Origin of the sequence: Streptomyces tateyamensis (assembly GCF_003205575.1) — a bacterium.
Lineage (GTDB): Bacteria > Actinomycetota > Actinomycetes > Streptomycetales > Streptomycetaceae > Kitasatospora > Kitasatospora tateyamensis.
This window is the reverse complement of the sequence record NZ_PYBW01000113.1, coordinates 15,680-38,833: the sequence shown is the minus strand read 5'-3', so window position 1 is coordinate 38,833 and position 23,154 is coordinate 15,680. Positions and strand designations below refer to the sequence as shown.

The following is a 23,154-nucleotide window of genomic DNA, read 5'->3' as shown; positions in this document are numbered from 1 at the left end:
TCTATCCCTGTAGTACTAGCCCGTTCGCATCCCAGGGAAGACCGCTTTCCCGAGTTCACCATCGCCGTCGACCCCGACACGGGCGGGAAGATCACCTCGACCTGCGACCCCAAGAAGCTCAGCACCTACTTCGAGGACCGGGGAACCCCGCACTACCTGACCCAGGTGTATTTCCGGCGCGAAGTCCTCAACCGCTACACCTCCGAGCCCTCCCGCTACCACGTGACGAGCGAGCAGCTCAGCTGCCTGGGCCTATGGCTCCTGCCCCTGGGCAGGAACCCGGAGGGCCTGATCGAGACCCGACTCGGAGACCTGGGAAGCAAGCTCCCCAGCGAGGAACGGGACCACTGGCTCGGCTTCAACGTTCCTCCCAGGGGCGGCCGAGACGAAACCCGCCACCGCCGGGACATCCTCGGACAGTGGGTCGACGGTCCGCCCGATCCAGTGAGCCGCCTGCTCGAAGGCCGAAGGCGATTCAGCACCTCGCTGTCCCGACTTGCCGACCGCCCCGTCTACAGAGACTGGGACCCCGCGGACCGTATCGCCTTCGAGGGCCTTCACCTGCCCACGAGCAGTGAGCAGGGCGCGGCCGACGCGCTGATCCTGACGCTGACGAAGGGCGTCATCGACTACCTCGACGTCAAGGCGATCCGCTCTCTGCCCGGCAGCGATCCCAAGGCCCCCACCATCAACGCCCTTGATGCCTGGGTGAAGGTGACCGGCGGCGATCCCGACGTGCTCACCGCGCCCTTGCGAATCCTTCAGGGCCTGCGCTCCGCCGGAGCTGCCCACTCCCGGACCCGGGACTGGAAAGCCACCCTGACCCGGGCCGGGCTCGACAGCCTGACGCCCGACGAACAGTTCGCCCGTCTCCTTACCGCGACCGCCGACGTACTCGAGGCGCTAGCCCAGCATGCTGACGGGCAGCCCGAACGTTCCGTCTCCGAGACCGGACCTGGCAGCGCCTGATCCACCGCAACATCGTTGCATCAGCTACGACCCCGGCCCGAGAACCGGCCGGGGGACCGACTCGAGGTCGATCCCCCAGGAAGGAGTAGGCCGAAGGCACGTGCCGCCCATGCTGGATGTTGCACCTGCTGCAACACCGCTCGTTATCCCAGATAGCAGCCTCGAAGGAGCCCGTCGAAGCCGAGGCCCCGGTACATCTGCTCGAAGCTGTCCCACTCCGTCTCCGGTCCGCTGTAGGAGCCATCGAAGTCTCCAGCACCGAGGTCGTGCGCCTGCCATTCGTGAGCGCAGCGGCAGCGGACGAAGACGAGGGTGCGGACCTGGATCAGGAGCCAGTCTCGGGAGGCGCTACAGGCGGCGCAGGTGATGACGATGCCGCGCGGGTTCAGGGGTTCGGGGTGTGGGACGGCGCGGGTGACGGGGCGGTCGGCGAGGTCGTGTTCGGTGTTGGCGTGGTCGGTCATGGGTGTCCTTCTGGCTGGTCGGTTGTGGTGGCAACACGACAAGGGACACCAGGCTGCAAGCGTTCCCAACTATGACAGAAGACATCAAAACGACATCAGCTGTGTGGCACAGGAGGCTTCCTGTGCCACACAGCTGATGTTCGATCAGCGCCTTGGGCGCAGTATCGGCGACGCGACGGGCTGGTCCTGGACAGCGGGGACCGTCGTGGTGGGGCGGGAACGGTCGGTGGTGGCCGTCCGGGCCCGTGCCGCGCCGGCCCTCGCGTTGCGCTTCGCCGCAGCCGGGGGGAGTCCGGCGTCGCGGCGGATGCGCCAGGTGAGCACGGCGGTCGCTGAGTCGGCGGTGGCGAGTTCGCGTCGGCTGCTCGCTTGGGCGAGCAGTGCCTCGGGGTCGTGGCCTGCGGCTTCGGCCTCGGCGAGGGTGGCGGCCAGTGCGGTCCAGCCGTCTTCGGCCAGCAGCCTGGTGGCCTGGTCGGCGGGCAGGGCGCGGCGCACCGTCTCGGCCTGCTGGTCCTGAACGGGCTGGGCCAGGCGTCGGCCCTCGGCGTCGAGGATGGCGAGCGGTGCGGCGGCATGCCGGGCGTAGGCCGTGCGCAGATGCTGGGCGGCTGCACGGGCGGCGTCGGCCTGGTGCTCGTGGCCGCGTGCGGCGTGCCACTTCGCGATGAGGATGGCGAGCAGGAGGAGGCTGGACAGGATGGTGGCGGCTGCCGCGCCTTCCTCGCCCCCGCCCGTGGCGCTGCCGTCCTGGAGGATCGCGCGGGCGGCGGAGCGCATGGCCCGCAGGTCGCTGCGGGCGGCGCGGGTATGCGCGATGCCGGTGCGCTCCAGGGCGCGGGCGGCTTGGAGGGACTCCTTCCTGGTGAGCGTGGTGCTGGTGGCGGCAAGGGCATCCAGGACCTCTACGGCGCCGCTGATGGTCGCGGCGGCGCGGCCGTCATCACCACTGTCCGTGTCGGTGAGGGTGGTCAGGGCGCGGTCGACGGTGCTGCTGGCCTGGCGCCGGCCGGAGGCCGGACGAGACTGCGGGCTGTGGTGCTCGGGCCGGTCGATGCCAGCGGCGAAGCGCGCCAGAATCCTGCCCCGGCTCAGGTCGGCGGCGAGCTTGCCGCCGGAGAACCAGAGCGGCCCGGAGCCGCCGACGTCGCCGGGCAAGGCGAACTTGTAGCCGGTCGCGTCGCCGGACGGCGCGCGGCGGACGTCGAACAGCACGCCCTGTGCGGCGAGCCGGGCGATGAACTCCTGCTCGTCGGCGGCCCCGGCCAGCGCCTGGCGCACCGCGTTGCGCAGGCTCACGCGCTGCGGCTCGCCCAGGCCCAGGCGCTCGGCCTTGCGCAGCTCGGCGCCGGTCGGGCGCTTGGGGATCGCGGCGCGGTACTCCCTGGTCCTGGTGTCGGCGAGGCTACGCAGCCCGTACTGGTGCTCGATCTTGGTGAGTTCGTCCTCGACGCGGTACTGGTCCTTCCAGAGGTTGGCCTGGGTGAGGTCCGCGCGCACGGTGGTGGCCAGGATGTGGATGTGGTCGTCGGCATGGCGCACCGCGATCCAGCGGCAGCCGTCCGGGTCGCCCGCAGGCGCGATGCCGGCTGCCGCCACGAGCCGACGGGCGATCTCGCCCCACTCCTCGTCGCTGAGGATCCGATCGCCTGGATCGGCACGGACAGGGCGGTGGTAGACGTGCTGCTTCACCGACTTGCCGTACTGGACGACGTGCAGGTCCAGGGCATCGCGCAGCTGGGTGAGAGTGACACCCGGGTCACGGCCGGGGTCGGGAGTGAAGCCGTCCCAGGAGGCCACGATGTGCGGGTCGGTGTGCTCGTTGGCCTTGCCGGGGCCGTAGAGGTACGCCAGCGCACCGATGGTCTTGGAGCCGGGACGCGGCTTGCTGATCAACGGCGCTTCGCCTTCGCCAGGCGCATCGCCGCCGCATCGAGCTGCACGATGGCCGTGCGGGTCACGTCGAGCACGGCCATCGTGGCGGCCATGGCATCGCGCACTACGCCGGGCGCCAGGTCGACGCCGGAGTTGAAGTCGCGCGCGAGCTGGTTGACGTTGCTGGCCACGCCGGAGAGCTGCCGGCGCTGCGCTGCCAGCTCGTCGATGCCTGCGTCCAGCTGCTCGTCGCGGGTGGTGATGTCCGCAGTGTCCTGGGCCAGGGCCTTGCGGGCGATGTACGCGGAGACGGAGATGCCCATCGCGGCGGCGTGCCGACGGATCGCGGCGTCCTCGTCGGCGTTGAAGCGGACGGTGCGCTTGCAGCTCTTCACGTTCTCGGCATCGCGCGGGCGGCGCTTGGGCTTGCGGCGCTGAGTGGCGATGGCGGCTTCACGCACAGGGCGTGGCTGGTCGCACGACACGGCGGCGGCGGTGCTGACGGTGGTGAGCGCGAGTGCGTCGGCGGCAGCAGCGGGAGGCGCGATGGCGGGTGCGGTGGTGGGCTTCTCCTCCTGCACCGCCGGCTGGCGGTGCAGGTCCGGTGATGCCGTGTGCGCCCTCGCGCGCGGCAGCTCCGGACCGTCCTCGCCCCCCTGGGCGAGGGCTTCTGGCAAATCCCGGCCGTAGGACGGGCTTTGCCACTTGCTTGCTCCGCCCGGGGTGAGGCTGTTCGTCTCTAGGCGCCAACGGTCGTCCAGCTTAACGGACTTCGCGAGCTGCTTGGAGTCGGTGGTGGTGTTGTCGGGGAGGCGCGAGTGGTGGCTCAGGAAGGGCTCTCCTTCGGAGGTGGATGATGACGCGGCCGACCGGTGCGGACCTGGGTGGAGGCAGGCGACGGTGGCCGGGCGGCCGGCATGGATGGGGGATGTGAGGGGACGAACGCTGGACGCGCTTCAGTCGTTCCCGCATTTTGATCACGAGATCATCACGGTCTTGCGTGCGATGCACTGGCGCCCGGCCCCGATCTGTGCGGACGGTCCGCTGGTTCGGTCCGCCGACGCGGACGGTCCGCCGAGCGGGCACGGTCCGCAGGTTCGGTCCGCCGAGTGGGAACGGTCCGCAGGTGCGGACGGACAGCTGGGTGCGGACGGCCTGCTGGTTCGGTCCGCGGACGGACGGACGGACGGACGGGCGGACGGCCGAGCCGGGGCGGTCCGCTGTCCGGTCCGCTGGAGCGGACGGTCCGCAGAGCGCGGACGGACGGCTGGTCTGGTCCGCTGGTCTGCCGGGGCGCTGCCCGGTCTGCGGGTGCGGACGGTCCGCTGGTTCGGTCCGCGGACGGACGGACGGACGGACGGACGAGCCGGGGCGGTCCGCTGCCTTGTCCGCTGGTCCGCAGTCCGGTCCAATGGTGCGGACGGTCCGCAGGCTCGTGTCGTCCGTCGTCGGTCCGCCGTCCTGGTCTAGCGGCTGGCTGGGACGAGTGCGCCGATGCCGAGCCCGGTCTTGGCGGCGCGCATCGCTTCTCGGGCGCGGGCGGCACCGCCGTGGGTCGCGGCTACACCGCCGCCGACCGCGACCTGCCGTTCGCCGAGCCCGGAGCAGACCTTGCAGATGCCCGGCTGCGGCACCGGGTCGTGGCACTTCGCGCACTCGGCATGCAGGGCCGCTGGCGGCTGCTCGGGGAGGTGGCATGGAGGGGATCGGGTGCGGCGAAGCCGCCCCCCGGAGGGGTAGTAGATCCGTGATCCGTGATCCGTGATCCGTTCGGGGAGTGACTCGCGGAGCGACTCCAGGAGTCACTCGCGGAGCGATTCCAGGAGTGACTCGCGGTGCCGTTCCTGGGCGGTGCCATCCCGAGGGACTGCCAGCTCCGCGGTCGCGGCGTTCAGATCGTCCGCGTGGCGGTCGACGGCGGGTGTCTCGCTGTTCGTCGCGATCCGGGCGGCAGGCCGTGGTCGGCCCGAAGGTTGTCAGTCTGCCGGTCCGCTGACGTGGACGGACGGCTGGTCCACTGGTCCGCCGACGCGGACGGGCGGACGGCTGAGTCGGGACGGTCCGCAGGTTCGGTCCGCAGAGCGCGGACGGACGGTCCGCAGGCTCGCGTCGTCCATCCGTCCGCCGTCCTGGTCTAGCGGCTGGCTGGGACGAGTGCGCCGATGCCGAGCCCGGTCTTGGCAGCGCGCATCGCTTCCCGGGCGCGGGCGGCACCGCTGCGAGTCGCGGCTTCACCAGCGCCGACCACGACGTGTCGTTCGCCGAGCCCGGAGCAAACCTTGCAGATGCCAGGCTGCGGCACCGGGTCGTGGCACTTCGCACACTCGGCGTACCGGGCCGTCGGCGGCTGCTCGGTGATGTGGACGGGTGGCATCTTGCGCTGCAGGCGGTCGCGGAGCATCGCCGTCGGGGAGTGCACGATCGCGGGGAGGCCGGGCAGCAGGGCCTGGGCCAGCTCGCCGGGCGTGCTACCGCGCTCCAGCCATGTCGCCACCAGCGGTGCCAGATCCATCGCCTCGGCCTCGCCGAGTCGCAGGCGAGGCTCAGCCTTGATCACCCTGAACAGCGTCACCGCAGCCGCTCGGGCTCGCTCATCCGGCACTGCCGGAGCGTCGCGGATGATGTCGTGGCTCTCCTCCCGCCCGCCCGGCTCGCCGCCGGCCTCGGCGTCGACTGACGGCTCGTCGGCAGCTCCGACGGGGAGGGAGGGTTCTTTGGCCAGGTTCTTTACAAGAGGGACGTCAGCACGGCCGGTCGTCGCTTCACCGGAGACCGGACGGGGGACACCCGGCAGGTCCGGTCGCTGCGGGGTGTCGAAGACGTGGGCCTCGCTGCGGATCGTCCCGTCTGGCATCCGCAGCTTCACGACCTGGTAGTAGCCGGCCTCGGTCAGCTCCTTCAGGGCCTTGCGGATCGCCCCGCGCCCCTGCGGGCTACTGTCCGCCATCGCCCGTCCGTCCTCGCGCCAGCCGTCGTGGCGCGAGAGGAGGTCGACCAGCAGGCCGCGGGCGGTGTAGCTCAGCCGTCGGTCCTGCAGGAGGACGTTGGGCAGCACGGTGAACGAGCGCACGTGGGCGCTACGATGGATACGCATCTGGAGGTCGCACTCCTGTTGCCGGACCCCGGGGTGTTAGCGCACCGCCGGGGTCACCTATGTTCTGTTGGGACAACGGAACGTAGCACAAGGGCAGTTCCGCAAAAGGGCGTTCGGCCTAGCGGTCTTGATCACATCCAGGTCTGGCGCCGAGAGATACCTTGGCCGGGTCCGTCCCGTGGAGAGTGCCCTCTACCTCACGGTGAGGACTTCGCCCCGCTCCACAGCCTCGCGCAGGACGGTGGCGAACTCCTTGGGCAGCAGGTTGACGGCGTCCAGCGCGGTGCCGGTCAGTGGGATCTCCTCCAGGAGGTACTCGCCGCGGCCTTCCTGGCTGAACTCGGGCCCGGTGCGGTCCGCGAAGTTCCACTTCTCGATGCGGGCCAGGTAGAACATCTGGCGCTCGTCGTCGGTCTCGATGGTGTGCAAGAGGTGCAGGATCTCGGCCTCTCCAGCAATCTCCTCGCGGACCTCGCGCCGCAGGGCGTCCTCGGGGCTGGCGTCGGTGGTCTCGATCTTGCCGCCGACGATGACCCAGTACGGGTCGATGCCGGGGCGGATGCGCTTGATCAGCAGCAGGGTGTCGTTGGGGGTAAGGAGGACGGCTCGGACGCGCTCTTGCATGGTTGTCTGCTTTCTGTGTGGCGGGGTTGGGCCGGTCAGTGGAGGAGCCAGCCTCCGTCGACGTGCAACGACTGGCCGGTGACGAAGGACGCGCTGGGGCTGGCGAGGAAGGTGACTGCTGCGGCGACGTCCTCGGGCCGGCCTCGGCGTTGGACGCACTGGCGTCGGATCTGGTCCTCGGGCTTGGCGCGATGGTGGGCGGGCAGGTCGTTCTCCGCCTCGACCTGGATGGCCCCGGGCAGGACAGTGTTCACGCAGATTCCAGCCGGGCCAAGTTCCCTGGCCAGTGAGCGGGTGAGGCCGAGCAGTCCGGCCTTCGCGGTGCTGTAGGCCGTCAGTCCGGGGCGTCCGGCTCGTGCGTTGATGCTGCCGAGGTTGACGATCCGGCCCCACTGGCGTGCGGTCATGCCGGGGGTGACGGCCTGGCAGGTGCGGTAGTGGATGGTCAGGTTGGACTCGATGGCGCGGGCCCACTCGTCCTCGCCGAGCTGGTGCCACGGTGTGCGGGGGTAGGCGCCGGCGTTGTTGACGAGGATGCCGATCGGGCCGAGTTCGGATTCGACCTGGCTGGTCATCATGGCGACGGCGCTCGGGTCGGTGAGGTCGGCGCTGACCTCGATTCCGCTGCGGCCTTCGCGGCGTACGTCGCCGAGCACGGCGCGGGCCTGGGGGATCTGCGCGAGGTGGTTGATGGCGACGGTGGCCCCGGCGGCGGCCAGGGCCCGGCTGATCGCGGCGCCGATGCCGGTGGCTCCGCCGGTGACCAGGGCCACCCTTCCCTGGAGGGGTAGCGCGGCGATGGGCAGGTCAAGCAGCGCGACTGTGGTCATCGTCGGTCCAATCGTCGGGGCCGGTGGCGGGAGCGGGGTGGGTGCGGGTGAAGACCTCGCCGACGGCTTCGGGGTGCTGTGCCTCGGCGAGTTTGGCCAGCAGCAGGAGCAGGTCGTGGCCGGTGAGGCGGGCGGGCGGGATCACGCCGAGGATGCGCAGGGTGAGGAAGTGTCGGATCTGGGCGAGGAACCGGTCCGGGTTGAGGCCGGCGGCCGGGGCGAGATCGGCCCGGACACGGTCGAGGAGGCGGGTGATGGCGGCCTGTCGGCCTGCGCCGACCGGCCACGTGTACCGGATCTCCAGGCGGCGGTGCCGCTCGACGTGGTCGACGTGTTCGAGGTGCGGGGTGGTGACGGGCGGCAGGTGGAGCGGCAGGGTGCGGGTGTAGACGTCGGGTTGGTAGGTGGGCACGAGCCAGCCGCCCATGCCCAGCAGGTACCAGAGCAGGATGGCGATCTCGCCGGCGATGGTGTTGCGTCCGGCGTACTCGAAGTCGAGCCAGCACAGCGGGTCGGCGATGTTGGGTTCGGTGGGGTCGCCCTGAGTGAGGGCGGTGATCCACCGGCGGCCGGGGTAGAGGGCTTCCCGGGCCTCCCGCACCGTGCTGGGCAGGTCGAACCGCAGCGCGATGCCGTTGACGATCAAGGTGTGGCCGGTGAGGGTGCTCAGCGACAGCGGGCTGCCGGTGCAGGTGGTGGGGATGGCCAGCCGGCCGGACAGGTACCAGGTGTCGATCCGGCCGCCGGGGCGGATGCGGTCCAGGTAGAGGCCGGGGACGCAGGCCGACAGCGGTTCGGGGTGCCCGCTGGCGGAAACCGCGTCCAGCAGGCTGTCGCAGACGGCGTCGATCAGGGCGTTGACCCGGGGCAGTGCGGCCGGGTCGCGGTCGGCGGTGGCGATGACGTCGCCCAGGAGCATGGTGCACCGGCCGCTGGCGAACACGTCCTCGTAGGCGACCAGGTGTTTGCCGGACAGCTGGACGCGTCCCAGCAGGTCGGGCACCGGCAGTGCGTGGGCGGCGGCCTGCCAGCCCCGGACTTCGGCGTCGGCTTTGGCGGGGTCGAGGACCTTGCGGAAGGCCGGCCTCGCCGTGGTCGGGGTGTTCATGCGCGGCTCGTGGGCAGGGCGAGGGTGGCCAGCCAGTGGCCGAGTACGGTGTTGGCCAGCTCCACCGCCTTGTCCCGGTCTTCGCGGGCCCGGCGCCTTAGGTCGCCGCCGATGCCCGGCTCGCGTTCCAGGAAGACGGTCAGGGCGTCGTCGTCGGAGGCGCACTCTGCACCCTCGAAGCGGAGTATCACCTTGGCCAGCAACGCGGTGATCTTGAACAGTGCCCGCAGGTCGGGGGTGCCCTTGAGGAGCTGGCGGCGGATCTCGACGGCGGCCTGCACACCGGCCTCGACGCTGGCTGCCACGTCGGTGGCCGCGTCCGGGGCGGGCACGGCCAGGCCGGGGCGGCACCACAACGGCACGAGAGCGCCGGAGCCGATCAGCGCGAGGACGTGCAGCAGGCGGGAGGTGACCACCCCAGTGCGGCACTCGTCCTGAGTCAGCACCGTCAGGCCGAGCTTGACGCCGCCGAGTTCGGCCTCCAACTCGGCCAGGGCCTGCCGGAGCCTCGGGATGCTGTCCTGGTCGGCGATCACGAACACGTCCAGGTCCGACCAGCCGTGCTGGTACTTGCCGCGTGCCCCGCTGCCGGTGACCGCGAGGAGGTCGATCACGGGCGGCTGCTGGACGGTGGTGCGGTCCAGCAGCGCTGACAGGTAGGACTCCAGGTTGACGGGCAGGCCCAGCGCGTTGACCGGCACGGTGGCTGGCTGCCGCAGCGGCCAGCGGTGGGCCAGCGCGATCCCGTCGAGGCGCCTCTCCAGACGTAGCCGGCTGCCGTTGTTGTCCACCACCTCGTGCGCGAGCGAGACGATCCCGGCCGCGCCGCGTCGGGCCTTCACCACATCGCGCTCCACCACGTCGTCCGGTCCGGCTGTGCCGCGCTCGGCGCGAAGGTCGGGCGCGGTGTCGAGGTAGACCACGGTCAGCTGCCTGCCGAGCATGCGCCGCAGCTCGGCGGTTGCGTCGTGGTCGTGCACGGACTCAATGGTGACCCGGTCCAGGAAGTGGTGGGCCGCGCAGTACCGGTCCAGGGCGTCGACCAGCAGCTCGGCCCGCACCACGGCGGCGACCTCGTACGGGTCGGCGATGCCCGCCCGGTGGGCGGCATCCTCGATGAGGTGTCCGATCTTGAGGCGGCCGTAGCCGTGTCGGGTGCGCAGGTACTCGCCCGCCGTGCTCTTGCCGCTCTCCGACATGCCGGCGAGCGCGAGCACCTGCACGCTGGGCAGGGCGCGTGGCGGGACGAGGGGTGTCAGCGGGTGGAGGCGCTGACGGATCTCGTCCTGTACGGCCATCACCCGGCGCTCGCCGATGACGATGGTCTCGGCCCACCTGCCTTCGCCGACGAGGCGGTGGATCTGCAGGTGAAGGTGGCGCTGGTACTCCGCGTAGGTGGGGGTGACGCTCCGTTCGTGGGAGAGGCTGCGGGCGGTGCCGATCACCGGGTCGTCGTCGTGCAGCAGCACGATGCCGTGCTCTGCGGCCTCGGCTGTCCGCAGATCGGTGGCGAAGGGCTCCAGCAGCGCGCGGGCCCGGTCTGCGGCTTCCTCGGGGCCGGTGCGTTCGCGTACCGCGACGGTGGCAGCGAGGGAGGCTTCCAGCATCGGGATGCCCCGGTCCATGAAGCGCAAGGCCGCGGCGGCCGGCCTGCGGGACCGCTTGAGGTAGGAGCTGGCCAGTACGTCGGCGACCTCCTCGATGGGTCCGCGTTCGAACCACCAGGCGCCCATGCCAGCCGCCTTGATGTCGCTCCAGCGCGGGTCGCAGTCGTCCAGCGGGCCGGTGGTGGCGGCTGCCGGGCCGATCCGGCGGGCCAGGATGCCGATCTGCTTGGTCTTGCCCACGTTGTCCGGCCCGCTGAACGCGATTGTGGTGGGCGGGGTGGGCAAAGGGCCGTGCTCAGGGGAGATGGACACGAGATTCCTCCGCGAGGTGCTGCAACGTCTTGGAACGGCGGGCGGCCCCGGCCGGGGGCTGTGGTGCCCCCGGCCGGGGATCAGCAGGGGCAGCTACCGACTGCCCGGGAAGGGCGGCTGCGGGATGGGCGGCGCTGGGGGCGGAGGAGGCGGGGGCGGGGGAGGCTGCGGGGCCTCCAAGATCGGTGCGGCGGTTTGCGGCACGGCGAATCTCCCTTCGGCGCGATGGGGTGGCGGCCCGGCTGATGCCGGGCCGTTGAAGATGGGCGGCTCCAGCCGCGGGGGAGCACCCGGAGCCGCCCGGCCCCGCCGCAGGCCGATGTGCTGGGAGTGCCAGGGCGGGGAGAACAGGGGTCAGGCCGGCGGCGGTGTGTCCGGGGCCGCCTCTGGAACCCGGGCTTGGCTCACGGCGCCTGCCTGATGGTTGTGCTGGATCAGAACCGGCAGCAGGCCGAGGACGACGGCGTGGCCGAGCACCCACAGCGTGGTCAGGGCAGCGCCCACAGGGTCGCGGTGCTCGCCCCGGCGCCGGCCGCTCACACCCGCTCCACGGCGAGGTCGGCCCAGACCGTCTTGCCCCAGGCGTCCACCTCGACGCCCCACATGACGGAGAGGCGGTCCACCAGCACCAGACCCCGGCCCGACTGGTCCTCGTCGCGCGCGGCGGCGATGAGGACCGGCAGGGCGCGGGAGCCGTCTCGCACGGCGATCTGTACGGCCCGGCCCGCGCGGTTGGTCACCCGCGCGACGGTGACTCGCATGGTGGTCAGGCAGCCGGTCTTGGCGGCGTTGGAGACAAGTTCGGTGACGAGCAGCTTGGCGTCGTCGGCCAGGTGCTCCAGCCGCCAGTCTGCGAGCTTTCCCCGGACCAACTCGCGGGCCGCCGAGGCGGACTGGGGCTCGTACGGCAGGAATGCCATCGCAGGGTGTGCGAGTGGGTCCGTTCTGGTCAGCACCTTGGTCGTCACGGTCCGCTCCTGGTCGCCAGGGCTGCCGGCCCCGGGCAGCGGGGGCTGTCCGGACGGCAGCGGTCGGAGGCAGCCGCCCGGGGTTGCCCCGGAGTCGGTGTCGACTCGCGATCCCGAGCGGCTGACACCAAGTCAACCGACGATCCTTCGTCCAAGACCCTGCTGCGAAGGCTCTGTTGTCTTTACCGTGTTTACCGCCCGTCGGCGCTGAGAAGGGACTGGCCATGGCCCAACCCGTGACGAACCACCAGCTCGAAGCAGCCATCATCGACGCGGAGATGACGTTCGACGCGCTCGCACGAGGCGTGGTTCGGGTGGCTGCCGAAGTCGGCGTCCCGCTGCGGACGAACCCCTCGACGGTCCACAAGTGGCTGCGGGGCGCCGACCCTGACGGCGACACCCCGGCCTTCATCTGCGAGGCCCTGTTCCGTAAGACGGGAGGGATCTACACCCCGGCCGAACTCGGGCTACGGTCGGTGGAAGAATCCGATCCGGGCCTGGGGCTGTCCATCGGCTCCGACCCGGTGGGCGTCCTCGCAGGGGTGTGGAGAGCTGATTTGGACCGTCGAAAGTTCCTGGCCGCCTCGGCGTACTCCGTCGCCGCGATGCACCTGCCACTGGAGTACGTGCGCGAGGGCGCCGAACGGGCTGCTGCCGTCCGCAGCGGCTCGGTGGCCGGTGTCGCCGAGGTCGCTGCCGTCCGCGACATGATCAGCATGTTCACCGGAATCGACGAACGCCACGGCGGCCAGCACGGACGATCAGCCCTGATCCAGTACCTCCGCACCGACGTGGCCGCGCTGTGCCGGGGAACGTTCCGAACCCACGACGACCGGCAGCAGATGCTGTCTGCTGCAGCCGTCGGCGTGCACCTCGCCGGCTGGAAGGCATATGACGCCGGGGAGCAGGGACTCGCCCAGCGGTACTACCACCAGTCCTACGCCCTCGCGGTCGAGTCGGGGATCGTCGGGCACGACGCCTTCGTGCTACGGACGCTGGCTCAGCAGGGCATGAAACTCCGCCACCCCGCCAAGACCTTCGCGCTTTCCGACACGGCTCTGTCCCGGGTTATCGGCCGGGTGGACGCCGCGACCGAGGCCCTCTTCACCATCACCCACGCTCACGGCCTGGCAGCAACCAACCAGCGTCGGCCTGCTGTTCAGGCCGTCCAGCGCGCCCGGGACCTGCTGGAGGCCGCCGACAGCAACGACATGCCGTACTGGGCACGCTCCTGGGGTCCCGCCCGCGCGACCGTCAACTCCCGTTCCGCGAAAGTCTTCGCGCGCCTCGGCGACCGCAAGGGCGCTGCGGAGAACTACGCGGCAGCCGCAGCCACCAGGCCGGCCACCACGTATGCCCGCATCCAGGCCCTCGACCTCGTCGCCCAGGCCAAGATGGAACTCTCCGACGGCGGCATCGAGCAGGCATGCGGCACCTGGAACCGGGCGCTCGACGCGATGGCCGGCGTGCAGTCCGTCCGGACCCGCCGCGCGGTCATCGAGATGCGCAAGAGCCTGGCCCAGTTCAAGAGTCGCGGCGTCTCGGCGGCGTCGGAGCTGGACGAGCGAGCCGCCTTCTTCCTGATCTGACGAAGACGAGATGGCCGATTCGCCACAGCCCGCCTGGCAAGGACCTCGATGCCGCATTGGGCGTCGCCAACCGTTACCTGGCGACGCCTCAAAAAGGTCCAGTACCGCCCGCATCTGATCGACTGGTTGCGAAACGACCGGTCACGCGTCGGTGGCGGAGTTCGCCCAGTGCCCCGGTGGCAGTCCCCATTCCGTGACATGCAGCCCCGTGAGTTCGATCCCCCGACTCCGGACCCCCAACAACGCCAGCGGCGTCGCCCCATGCCGGTCCAACCACAGGAGTCGGCGGCGACGCTCGCCGTCTTCCAGGGCATACCAGGAATCCGCCCAGATTCCAGCTCTTGGCAGCCCGAGTTCTGGAGCACGGGCAACGACACTCTGGACGTAGGGGAGTTCCGAGGGTGACTGCGCGAGCATGACCAGGCACCACGCAGTCGCGTACGGCATCGAGCCGTGCACCTTCATGAGCCGACGGGCACGGTGGTGCTGGATCGGCGCGAGCAGCCATCGCAGATAGCGCCTCCTCACGGGGTCCCCCTCTCTCTCAACTGGAGCGCTCTTCGCTGGCGGAGCTGGACTGCTCCAGCTGGAGTTCGCGCTTGCGCTGCTCCTCCTTGAGCTTCTCGACGTACCGGGCGAACATCCGGAGCCGGTCGGGCTCGGACAGTGGGTGCGCGGGGTCGCTGCCCGCGTACTCGTCGAGCATGAACTGGGAGGCGTTGTAGTGTTTCTCGATCTCGTCAGCCGTCGACTGGAGGTTGTAACCGCGCTCGCGGAACTTGAAATATCCGGTGACGGCTGCGGAGATGCCGACTAAGGCGCTGAGCGCGATGGTCACCGACCTCAGGGCGGCACTGTTTCCCTGGTTCATGGCGGTGAGGGATGACGTTACAATCGATCCGGTGAGAATAACCGCCTGGAATAAGTTGTGAACCCTGCGGTTCTTATTCGCACCCCTGCGGTACTGGTCGATGATCTCCAGTGATGCTTCCCGATAGATCCGCAATCCGGACGGGGAGTCCAGTGGTAGTTTGGCGGCAGCCGACTGCCGGTCCTGGAGAGCGTTGCGGAGTGCACCCGCTCTCGCGACGATCTTCGGGCGGTTGAGCAGGAACGCCCACCCGGCCGACACCCACAGGGCGGTGACGATGAGGAGCCCAGCCCACCGCAGGAACTGCGGCTGTGTCTCCCATAGGCCGACGACCACCGTGTAGCCGAGGAGAGCGGTCAGGGCGAGCCCGCCCGTCGCCATGAGGATGTACGCCCGCTGGAAAGCTCGTACCCCTCGAAGACTCTCCTCGATCTCATCGAAATCCTTTACCTTCTTTCGATACTCCTCCTGGAGCCTCCTTTCTGTCTCATTGGAAATTTGAGCCCCCTGGGATTCACGCGGAAATCCTCCACCGTCCGCATCCACCGCCACAGACCCCCCTGTCGCCTCATTGAACTTCTCGGAGGGTAGGGCACGACCAACCTTCGGGCAAGAGGTGGCTCTCCGTGGCAAATATTCACATATGCCGGCGTGTGGCTCGCGGGAGTGACCAATGATGACCGGTGGGGCGAAATATTATTCCTGAGGCTTCGCCTCGTGGCGTGAACTGACAGATCGCGCCAAGATCGTCTGGGAACTGTCTGGTTCTCCGTCTCGTCGCACCGGCCGCGAGGCTGGAGGCGGCAAGGAACGGGCCAACGTCGTCCTTGGAAACGCACGTGATCATCAAATGGGAGAACCCTTCGGGGGGGCGACCGATCACGCCCCGACTGCCGGTGTCTCGCACCGACGCGGGATACGGTTTCCGAGTGCTCTCTCGGCTAAGGGGATCGGTTGCGGGCCGAGGCGTCACCGGGTGTTGCAGGCCGTGTCGGAGGTCCGTCCTAGAGTGCTCCTCCGTGACCACACTGATGATCGATGCCGAGTCTGCTGCTGAGGATGCCTTGCTCACTCGGACCGGCGGGGTGCCGCTGGCGCCGGCCGGGACGGTATGGCCGCGTTGCGCTACTTGCTCGGGGCCGATGCAGTTCCTGGCGCAGATCCTTCTGGAGGACCTGGACCGCCAGGTTGGTCAGGGCACCCAGCAGCGCAGGGGCGTGCTCGTGGTGTTCATGTGCCAGAACGACCCGGGCATGTGCGACGAGTGGAGTCCGACCGCCGGTGGCAACCGCGCTCTGCTCTTCCCGACCGACGGAGTTCAGCCGATGACGCTGCCCGAACTCGGCGAGGATGATCGGGAGACGATCCTGCTTGGCGCGGTCCACGCGGCTGCCTTCGAGGCCGTTGCCGACACGGACTATGACCAGGCCGGCAAGGCGTGGGCTGAGCAGGCGGGTCGCTCCCGCCTCGAAATTCTCGGCCAGGTCGGCGGAGCGCCTTCCTGGGTCCAGTACGACGAGACGCCCGCCTGCCCGTCGTGCGCCCAGGCGATGCCGCTGATCGCCCAGTTGGAGGAAGGCCCCGACCACAGCACCGCGATGAACTTCGGCGGCTGCGGCAGCGCCTACGCCTTCGCGTGCGAACCCTGCGAGCAGGCGGCGTTCCTGTGGCAATGCTGACTACCTCACTGGGGAGCGGATGAGCGACGCCACTCCTTGCCACCTTGGCCGTGACACTCGCGGATCTTGTGGTGAAACGCCCCGGGCTCGGCGGGGAGCGCCGAGGGGTATCGATGAACGGCGGACAGCCGTCGCAGTCGGCGCGTACCGTTTCCTTCACCGGGGCAAGCAAGCGCCCTTGAAGGTGAGTTGGAGGTCATCGCCGTGGACCGCAGTACGGTGTTCCTATGGCGTCAGTTGGCCATCCGCAGCGATCTTCCGGCAGCGGCGGTTCCGGTGGTGCTCGCGGGGCTGAACCGTGGGGTCGACCGTAGTGACGACATCTATCGGGACCTGGACCACAGCCGATCCAAGGCGTTCGGCGACGCCTTCCCCAACCTGTTGGCGCGCACCGACGATGCGAAGGTGCGCCGGGCGCTGATCGGTCGGGCGGAGCGCAAGCACCTCTGTGCCGGGCTGGTGAGTGGCTTCCTGACCGTTGCCGACCTGGACGAGATCACCAGAGGGCACCAGGTCTGGCCGGAACTCGTGACCGCTGTCGCGGATCTTCCCGGACAGTTGCAGGTCGCGATCGACCTCCTTGAGCGGTTGCCACGCCACGAGTTGAGCATGGTCTTGGGGCGCTGGGATGGCCAGCCGGTTCCCGAGGCACTGGTTGACGCGGTCTGCGAACTCTTGCTGAGACCTGCCGCTGCGGTCGTAGCTGACCCAGGAGCGGACGCGGACTGGCAGCGCTCCCTCTCCTACGGGCTGGGCGGGGGCGGGTGGCTGCATGCGGAGAGCGCTGACGCCTGGAGGTGCCTGGAGCAGCACCCCGAGCGATGGGAGTACTTCGCTTCGCATCCCACCCTGGGGGCCGCTGCATGCCATGTCCTGCTCGACCACGCCGAGGCGCTACCCGAGGCGGTCCTACGTCTGTGCCTTCCGGTCGCCACTGCCCCCGAACTCGCCGATCTGCCGAAACCGAGCGTCGTCGCCCGTGAGCGGCTGCGCCTGATCGCTGCCCGGGTCGGGCGCCATCCCACGCTGGGGGACATGATCCCGGAACAGATCGCACAAGCAGTCGACGCCTGTGTGCGCCGGGGCCGGCTTCTTGCAACACCCCGCAACGCGGCACAGGTGTACGTGGTGACGTCCCTGGCCGGTGACCTGGCCCAGGTCACCGCTGACTCGACCCACATTGCGCGGGCAGCTCGCCTGCTGATCGGGCTGCCTTCCCCCACCGTGGTGGTGCACAGGCCCAGCACGCTGCCCTTTTCGAAGACCGAGGTGATCGACACCCCGGAGCGCCGCCTCGAAAGCGATCACCAAGACCACCGTGTCCGGGCCCTGGTCCACCTGGCCGCGAACCCGGCCGCCGAGCATGCCGCGCTGAAGGAAGTGCTGGCCGGACTCCACGCGGCCGAGTTGGCCTGGATCGCCCACAGCCCGCAGGCACCCGACTGGTACCGGAACGCTGCCAACGAGGCGTTGCCACCGCAGAACGATGATGGTGTCCTGCGGATCCTGACCGACGACGAACTTGATACCCGCCCGGACCCGGCCAGCCTGCTCCGGCAGTGGCTGGCCGCAGCCGCAGGCCATATCGGCTTCGACAGCCACCGCCTCTACGACGCCGTTCTGCGCTCCCGTCACCAGCCCAGGACCTGCTGCGCGACGTTCCTGCCCGCCAAGCACTGCTCCACTCCGACCCGGAGGTCAGAGCCCAGCTCGTCATCCAGCTCTGCGGTACCAACCCCGAACGCTGGACTGCGCTTGAGCGGTTGCTGGCGGACCGCGTACCCGAGGACATGCTCTTCGGCGACGTGATCGACACTGTCGATTCCTGAACTGGCCGATGACATCGGCTCTGATCGCGAAGTGCCCGACGCTGGAGGACAGGGCGGCAGCGATGTCGGGGGAGCTTTCTACGAGCGGCGCGTCCTACCTGTCCCCAGTCGGCGGCTGGCTCGGTGGGTACTCCTCTGAGTAGATCCGGGCCGGGTCCGTGACCTACTCCAGGCCCCGCTTCGGCAGCTGCGCTTCCAGGTTGTCCAACCACTCCTGCTCCGTCACTCCAGGTTTTCCGCCCGCACGAGCGGTGACGGGAAGCCGACGCCGACACGCGGTGATCAACTGCACCGACCAGATGACCTTCCACCGCAGCATCGACGTTGATGTCAGCCGAGGCCGATAGCCTGGCTGCGGGGGCCCGTTGGAAGGAGCCGCAGTTGGCCGGATTCAGCATCAACCACCACGAGATCGACAAGTTCGTCCGCGAGATCAAGAAGAGCATCGAGCAGGCCGCTCAGCGCCACCAGGTAAAGGTGCCCGTCGGTGCGAGCCTGCCCGATGGCTTCGGCACTCACAGCAGCATCGAGGACGATCCGTACCTGTCGAAGGCGCTGCTGTGGCTGGACGAGCGAGCCGTACAGGAGCCTGGATATGTCCAGGACCTAGTCGACTTCGCCGAGCGGGAGCAGGTCCCGCAGGGGGAGGCCAAGGGCCTCGCGCTCCAGCTGGAGCAGCACGGCCTCGTCCGCAGTGCCCAAGGTCTGGTGCCCAGCGCCGAGGTTTTCCTCACGGATGACGGCCGGATAGAGGTGTGGCGGCTAAAGAAGCTCGCTGGTGACCGCGTGCGCCGCGCCAACTACTCGTGCAACGCGTTCCTGCGCTGGCTCTACGATCAGGACGCCCCGATCGAGCCCGCCGAGTTCGCCCACGCCCACATTGCCTTCTTTGCGGGCACCGCCTTGACAATCGACGAGATCGCGGGTGCTGTCGCGGAACTCATCGAGCACGGCCTCGCGGAATCCGAGGCCGCCCGAGACGACAACGACCCGTACCGGCTGTGCATCACCGCAGCCGGCACCGCTTGCATCCGCAGTGGCCACCCCGTCAGGAGCTACATGGACAGCCAGAACACCGCTGGGACCACCACAAACAACTACGGCAATGTGATCAACGGTGGCATGAGCGGTGGGGTCGTCTCCACCGGCGACCACAACACGATCAACGGCGGCAACGGGATCGACGCCCAAGCACTGGCCAACCTGGTTCATGGCCTGCGCGAGGTCGCTCCGCAGCTCGGCCTGGACGATGTCGACGCCGAGGACTACACGGCCGAGGTCGAGACCCTCGAACGGGACGGCCACGACCCTGAGCAGGGCGGCCGGATCTGGCGCCGGATCGTGCGCCTCGCTGGCCCCGCACTCACCACGGCCGTCGCAACCGGCGCAGGTCAGCAACTGGTCGCACTGGGAGCTGGCCTCTACAGCTGAACCGCCCGAAACGCGAGAGCACCGACCGCCTGCGCGGTCGGCTGCTTCGAGCCAAGGGTGCTCGGATCGGTTGCACTCGGAGTGTCGTGTCTCGCGACGGGGAGTGAACTAGGACGGTCGCTACCCAAGCGACAAGCGTGCTGACCATCCTGAAGGTCTGTCATGCCGAGCCTCCGCACCACTAGCGCACCAGTAGGGCCGGTATGCGGCGGTCAACAGCGGAGCAGGTTATCGTCCTCACTTACTACCTTCGCGGATCGGCATCTGATCCATCGGCGGCTTCAACCGATCACCTCAGGACCGAAGTTGGGACTCCGGTAGGCGAGCGCGTAGCCCTTGGGCTTGTGAGATTCCCAAGCTTATAGCGCGAGTTCGATTCTCGTCGCCCGCTCAGAAGGAAAGCCCCGGGTCTGTGACCTGGGGCTTTTGCTTTGTCTGGACCTAGCTCCTGCACCGGCAGCCGCCTTGACCAGGGAGGGCCCACGGCCGTGCTCCGAGCTCGGCTAGGAGTGGAACTGCGGGCTTCCGTTCGTGACCTCGAAATAGCCCGCAGCTACAGTGCGCAGAACCACAGGGGCGAGGCCCCTGCCTGGTACGGGATGCCGAGGAATTGGCCCCGAAACAAAGTCCGCCACCATTCATCCCACGGCTCCTGATGACCACCGGGTTTCGGCGGCAGCGCGGCAAGCCGAGCCGCCAGCTCGCGGGCCTGGCCCAGCGGCTGCGCATCCTGGGGTAGCCCGGGGCGGAAAGCTACAGTCATGGTCATGGGCGACTCCGACGCCACCGAGGCTGTTGCCCGGCCGCGCACCGCCGCCGGCGTGCTGTTCTTCGACGAAGCCGACCGCTTGCTCATGGTGAAGCCCACGTACAAGCCGGGCTGGGAGATCCCGGGCGGCTACCTTCACCCCGGCGAGACCCCGAGCGAGGGCGCGGCCCGAGAGGTCAAGGAGGAGCTTGGCATCTCCCCGCCCATCGGCCGCCTCCTCGTGGCGGACTGGGCGCCCCACCCGACTGAGGGCGACAAGTTGCTCTTCGTCTTCGACGGGGGCATCCTCCCGGCGGAGGAGCGAGCTCAGATCAACCTGGACGGAGTGGAGATCGGCGAGTACGCCTTCCACACCGCCGACCAGATCGACGCGCTCCTCATCCCTCGCCTGGCTCGACGGGTCCACGCCGGCCTTGACGCCCGAGCTCGCTCGGCGACCTCCTACTTGGAGCATGGGATCCCCCGCCTCTGAAGAGCAGGCCATCCCCAACCCAAATGGTTCGACTCGACCACCGACTACTACCCCGTCTTCTAATCTGGGCGGCCCTGTGAGCGCAGGCCGCTCGGAGGGGCGGCCGGACGGCGCGCCGACATGAGGCCGTCCTGCCCTCGGCGGCCGACTGGGCAGCAGGAAGAGCAGGCACGCAGCCGCAGGTCGTCGGCCGCGGAAATTCCGGGGGAGGTGGCAGGCGGAAGCAGTAGCATTCCCGGCGCTCGTGCGGATGATCTCCAGAATGGGGGTTGTGTGCGGGTTCCCGGGAGGGAAGACGTGAAGAGAACCGTGGTTGGGCGTGCTCGCGTCGCGGTGGCGGCCGGGGCGGCGATCGGGTTGGCCGTGCTGGGGGCGGTGCCTGCGAGTGCGGACGTGAGCGTGCCGGTGACTCCGACCGAGCTGTTCAACAACCTGCAGGCCTGCTCGACCGACGCGAACGCCCCGGTCGTCACCGACGCCCGCCTCGGGGTCGACGTCGAGGGCATCCCGGCCACCACAGACCCCACGGCGCTGTGGGTCACCGAGCAGTTCCAGCTGTACCCGGTGAGCGACCCGACGCAGCTGATCACCGGCGCGGCCCCGAATGCGTACCACGGGAACGAGGCGGGCGTCCGGCTGGGGAACGGCACCCTGGTCGACGGCGGAACGTACGCATGGCAGGCCCGTTCGGTGGACGCCACCGGCGCCGCCTCGGACTGGACCGCGCCCTGCTACCTGACCGTGGACAACACCTCGCCGGCTCAGGCCCCGACCATCAGCTCGCCCAACTACCCGCAGGGGAAGGCGAATCAGGGCGGCGCGCCGATCCAGCTCCAGTTCGGCGCCAACGGGGTGAGTGACGTGGCCGGCTACGAGTTCAGCTGGTCCGGCAGCTTCGGAGTGCTTGGCGGGGCGACCATCGGCGATCACGGGGTTCCGCAGTACCAGGACCCGTTCACCACGTCGAAGTACGTCGTCCGGGCGGATGCCCTGGGCGGTTCCGGAACGGTGAGCCTGATCCCGCCGGCCGGGCTCGGCTCGTACTTGCAGTTGAGCGTGGTCAGCCTGGACCGCGCCCTCAACCAGTCCCCGGTGGCGTACTTCCAGATCGTGGTCAAGCCGGACGGCCCCGCGGTGAACCAGCAGGGCCACAGCCCGCAGTTCGGCAAGCCGGCCGCGTACAAGCTGACGGCCGACCCGGGGGTGCAGGCCGCCAGCCCGGTGGTCAGCTTCATCGTGCAGCACTGGGGTGACCAGGGCCCGACCACCGAGACCGTCCCGGCCTCCGGCAACGGCACCGCGGTGGTGACCGAGACGCTCAACGGTGCCTACGGAGACATGCTGTTGGTCAGCACGACCAGCGCGAACGGCTGGACCAGCAGGCCGACCTGGTGGACCAGCGGCTACCGGAACACCACGCCGACCGTGGCCTCCGACGTCTACCTGGAGAACGGGAGCGGTGGCGGCGTCGGAGTACCGGGCACGTTCAACTTCACCCCGAAGATCAAGTCGGCCGGCGTGGCCAGAATACCTACACGGTCAACTGGAGCACGCCGGTGACGGTCCAGGCAGGCGCCCACGGCGTGGCGCAGGCTTCCTTTACCCCGACCCAGAGCGGCTGGTACGTCGTGGAGGTATACCTGACCACCAAGGACGGCGTGCAACTCGCCCCTTACGACTACCAGTTCGCCGTCAACTGACAGTCAGACAGTCCCGAACGGCCCGGAGCCGCAGACCGAATGGTCTGCGGCTCCCGCAGTTTCCGGAGCTGCGGGAGTGCATCCTGAGGCTCTCACGAATGTCCTGACCGTCATTCAGATACAGAGCCCACGGGCGTAGTTGACCCGGTTTATCAGGTCCATCACCTGGTGCGGCGAGCTGACCGGGATCGAGGTGGTGTGGTACCGGCCGCCGCCGGAGACGGTGATCTGGACGTGGCCGGTGGTCCTCTTCTCCTTCATCAGGAGGAAGAGCAGCCCGATCAGGCAGAACAGGAAGAAGATGATCGCCAGCACGATGCCGGCGGGGGCGATCCGCTCCTCCGTGCGGGACAGGTCGGTGGCCGTCCACACCGTGCCCTGCAGCGGTATCGGGCCCGCCGGGGTGATGATCCCGGTGCTGGTGACGGCGATGTCTCCGATGGTGACCAGCGGCTGGCCGGCCGGCGGGGCGGGCGGCCCCGCCGGGTAGCCGTAGCCCGCGGCCGGCGGGGCCGGCGGCTGCTGCGGGTAGCCGTACTCCGGGCTCGGCATCGGGTAGCCGTACACCGGAACGCCCGCGTTCGGCGGGGTGGCCGGCTGGGGCGGGACGGGCGGCTGGCCCGGGGCGTCGAACGGGGGTGGAGGAGTCGTCATGGACCGGTCTTTCCACGGAAGGGTGCGGGACGGCTGATCGTCGCAGTCTCTCGCATCGGCGAGCCGCCCGCGAGCCCGTTCGCGGACGGCTCGGAGGGGCGAGAGGAGAGGGAAGGGAGGGGGGAGAGGGGAGGAAGGGGAAGGGAGGGGAGAGGGGAGGGGGGCGCGGGGCGGAAAACGGGGGAGGGGGAGCGGACAGGAGCAAGGCGGGCGCGGGCGCAGAAGGCCCCCGAGCTGACCGAGCGTTACCGAGACATCCTCGATTGGCCTCTACCACCGCTGCGTCAGATGACCTCAATGTCCGGTGAATCG

18 protein-coding genes and 1 pseudogene are annotated in these 23,154 nt (G+C 69.5%); 8 read left to right on the top strand and 11 right to left on the bottom strand.

Annotation, left to right across the window (positions count from 1 at the left end):
- Positions 1-969 (top strand): annotated as a pseudogene (locus tag C7C46_RS35315) (hypothetical protein); the annotation flags it as partial.
- Positions 970-1,112: 143 nt separating this feature from the next.
- Here the strand turns inward: C7C46_RS35315 and C7C46_RS27015 are convergent.
- From C7C46_RS27015 to C7C46_RS26975, 9 genes are all read right to left on the bottom strand, one after another.
- The gene (locus C7C46_RS27015; protein WP_110672546.1) at positions 1,113-1,433 is read right to left on the bottom strand and encodes a hypothetical protein; all 321 of its coding nucleotides are present in this window, start codon (positions 1,431-1,433) and stop codon (positions 1,113-1,115) included.
- A 144-nt stretch (positions 1,434-1,577) separates the two neighbouring features.
- A complete protein-coding gene (locus C7C46_RS27010; protein WP_110672545.1) occupies positions 1,578-3,326 on the bottom strand; it encodes a relaxase/mobilization nuclease domain-containing protein in 1,749 nt (582 codons plus the stop codon).
- The gene (locus C7C46_RS27005; RefSeq protein WP_146259216.1) at positions 3,323-3,982 is read right to left on the bottom strand and encodes a plasmid mobilization protein; all 660 of its coding nucleotides are present in this window, start codon (positions 3,980-3,982) and stop codon (positions 3,323-3,325) included. The genes C7C46_RS27010 and C7C46_RS27005 overlap by 4 nt, the downstream gene beginning before the upstream one ends.
- Before the next feature lie 1,457 nt (positions 3,983-5,439).
- Positions 5,440-6,399 (bottom strand): helix-turn-helix domain-containing protein, encoded by a 960-nt coding sequence (locus C7C46_RS27000; protein WP_110672543.1) that lies wholly within the window; start codon positions 6,397-6,399, stop codon positions 5,440-5,442.
- A 192-nt stretch (positions 6,400-6,591) separates the two neighbouring features.
- Positions 6,592-7,023: an NUDIX hydrolase gene (locus C7C46_RS26995; RefSeq protein WP_110672542.1), complete on the bottom strand. Its 432-nt coding sequence runs from the start codon at positions 7,021-7,023 to the stop codon at positions 6,592-6,594.
- Between the two features lie 35 nt (positions 7,024-7,058).
- Complete coding sequence (locus C7C46_RS26990) at positions 7,059-7,853, bottom strand: SDR family NAD(P)-dependent oxidoreductase (protein ID WP_110672541.1); 795 nt, start codon at positions 7,851-7,853, stop codon at positions 7,059-7,061.
- Positions 7,831-8,961 carry a hypothetical protein gene (locus C7C46_RS26985; protein ID WP_110672540.1) on the bottom strand — a complete coding sequence of 377 codons (1,131 nt, stop codon included), beginning with the start codon at positions 8,959-8,961 and terminating at the stop codon, positions 7,831-7,833. The genes C7C46_RS26990 and C7C46_RS26985 overlap by 23 nt, the downstream gene beginning before the upstream one ends.
- Positions 8,958-10,880, bottom strand: a complete 1,923-nt coding sequence (locus C7C46_RS26980; protein WP_245984991.1) for a nucleotidyltransferase domain-containing protein — start codon at positions 10,878-10,880, stop codon at positions 8,958-8,960. The genes C7C46_RS26985 and C7C46_RS26980 overlap by 4 nt, the downstream gene beginning before the upstream one ends.
- 536 nt (positions 10,881-11,416) lie before the next feature.
- A complete protein-coding gene (locus C7C46_RS26975) occupies positions 11,417-11,800 on the bottom strand; it encodes an ATP-binding protein (protein ID WP_110672539.1) in 384 nt (127 codons plus the stop codon).
- Positions 11,801-12,072: 272 nt separating this feature from the next.
- On the opposite strand from C7C46_RS26975, the gene C7C46_RS26970 reads away from it, so the two are divergent.
- Positions 12,073-13,437 (top strand): NsdA family TPR-like regulatory protein, encoded by a 1,365-nt coding sequence (locus C7C46_RS26970; RefSeq protein ID WP_110672538.1) that lies wholly within the window; start codon positions 12,073-12,075, stop codon positions 13,435-13,437.
- Between the two features lie 544 nt (positions 13,438-13,981).
- Here the strand turns inward: C7C46_RS26970 and C7C46_RS26965 are convergent.
- On the bottom strand, positions 13,982-14,860 hold the full coding sequence (locus C7C46_RS26965) for a DUF4231 domain-containing protein (protein WP_146259215.1): 879 nt from the start codon (positions 14,858-14,860) through the stop codon (positions 13,982-13,984).
- A 467-nt stretch (positions 14,861-15,327) separates the two neighbouring features.
- Between C7C46_RS26965 and C7C46_RS26960 the strand changes: the two genes are divergently transcribed.
- The 6 genes from C7C46_RS26960 to C7C46_RS35310 all read left to right on the top strand — a co-directional run bounded on the left by C7C46_RS26960 (position 15,328) and on the right by C7C46_RS35310 (position 22,188).
- Positions 15,328-15,987, top strand: coding sequence for a DUF1963 domain-containing protein (locus C7C46_RS26960; protein WP_245984989.1), 660 nt, complete (start codon positions 15,328-15,330; stop codon positions 15,985-15,987).
- Positions 15,988-16,176: 189 nt separating this feature from the next.
- On the top strand, positions 16,177-17,796 hold the full coding sequence (locus C7C46_RS26955; RefSeq protein ID WP_110672536.1) for a hypothetical protein: 1,620 nt from the start codon (positions 16,177-16,179) through the stop codon (positions 17,794-17,796).
- A 401-nt stretch (positions 17,797-18,197) separates the two neighbouring features.
- On the top strand, positions 18,198-19,247 hold the full coding sequence (locus tag C7C46_RS26950) for a hypothetical protein (RefSeq protein ID WP_110672535.1): 1,050 nt from the start codon (positions 18,198-18,200) through the stop codon (positions 19,245-19,247).
- Positions 19,248-20,014: 767 nt separating this feature from the next.
- Positions 20,015-20,488, top strand: a complete 474-nt coding sequence (locus C7C46_RS26945; protein WP_110672549.1) for an NUDIX domain-containing protein — start codon at positions 20,015-20,017, stop codon at positions 20,486-20,488.
- Between the two features lie 297 nt (positions 20,489-20,785).
- Positions 20,786-22,048 (top strand): hypothetical protein, encoded by a 1,263-nt coding sequence (locus C7C46_RS26940; protein WP_146259214.1) that lies wholly within the window; start codon positions 20,786-20,788, stop codon positions 22,046-22,048.
- On the top strand, positions 22,045-22,188 hold the full coding sequence (locus C7C46_RS35310) for a hypothetical protein (RefSeq protein ID WP_181442543.1): 144 nt from the start codon (positions 22,045-22,047) through the stop codon (positions 22,186-22,188). The genes C7C46_RS26940 and C7C46_RS35310 overlap by 4 nt, the downstream gene beginning before the upstream one ends.
- A gap of 114 nt (positions 22,189-22,302) precedes the next feature.
- On the opposite strand, the gene C7C46_RS26935 is transcribed toward C7C46_RS35310, so the two are convergent.
- A complete protein-coding gene (locus C7C46_RS26935) occupies positions 22,303-22,842 on the bottom strand; it encodes a hypothetical protein (protein WP_110672533.1) in 540 nt (179 codons plus the stop codon).
- Positions 22,843-23,154: the final 312 nt, after the last annotated feature.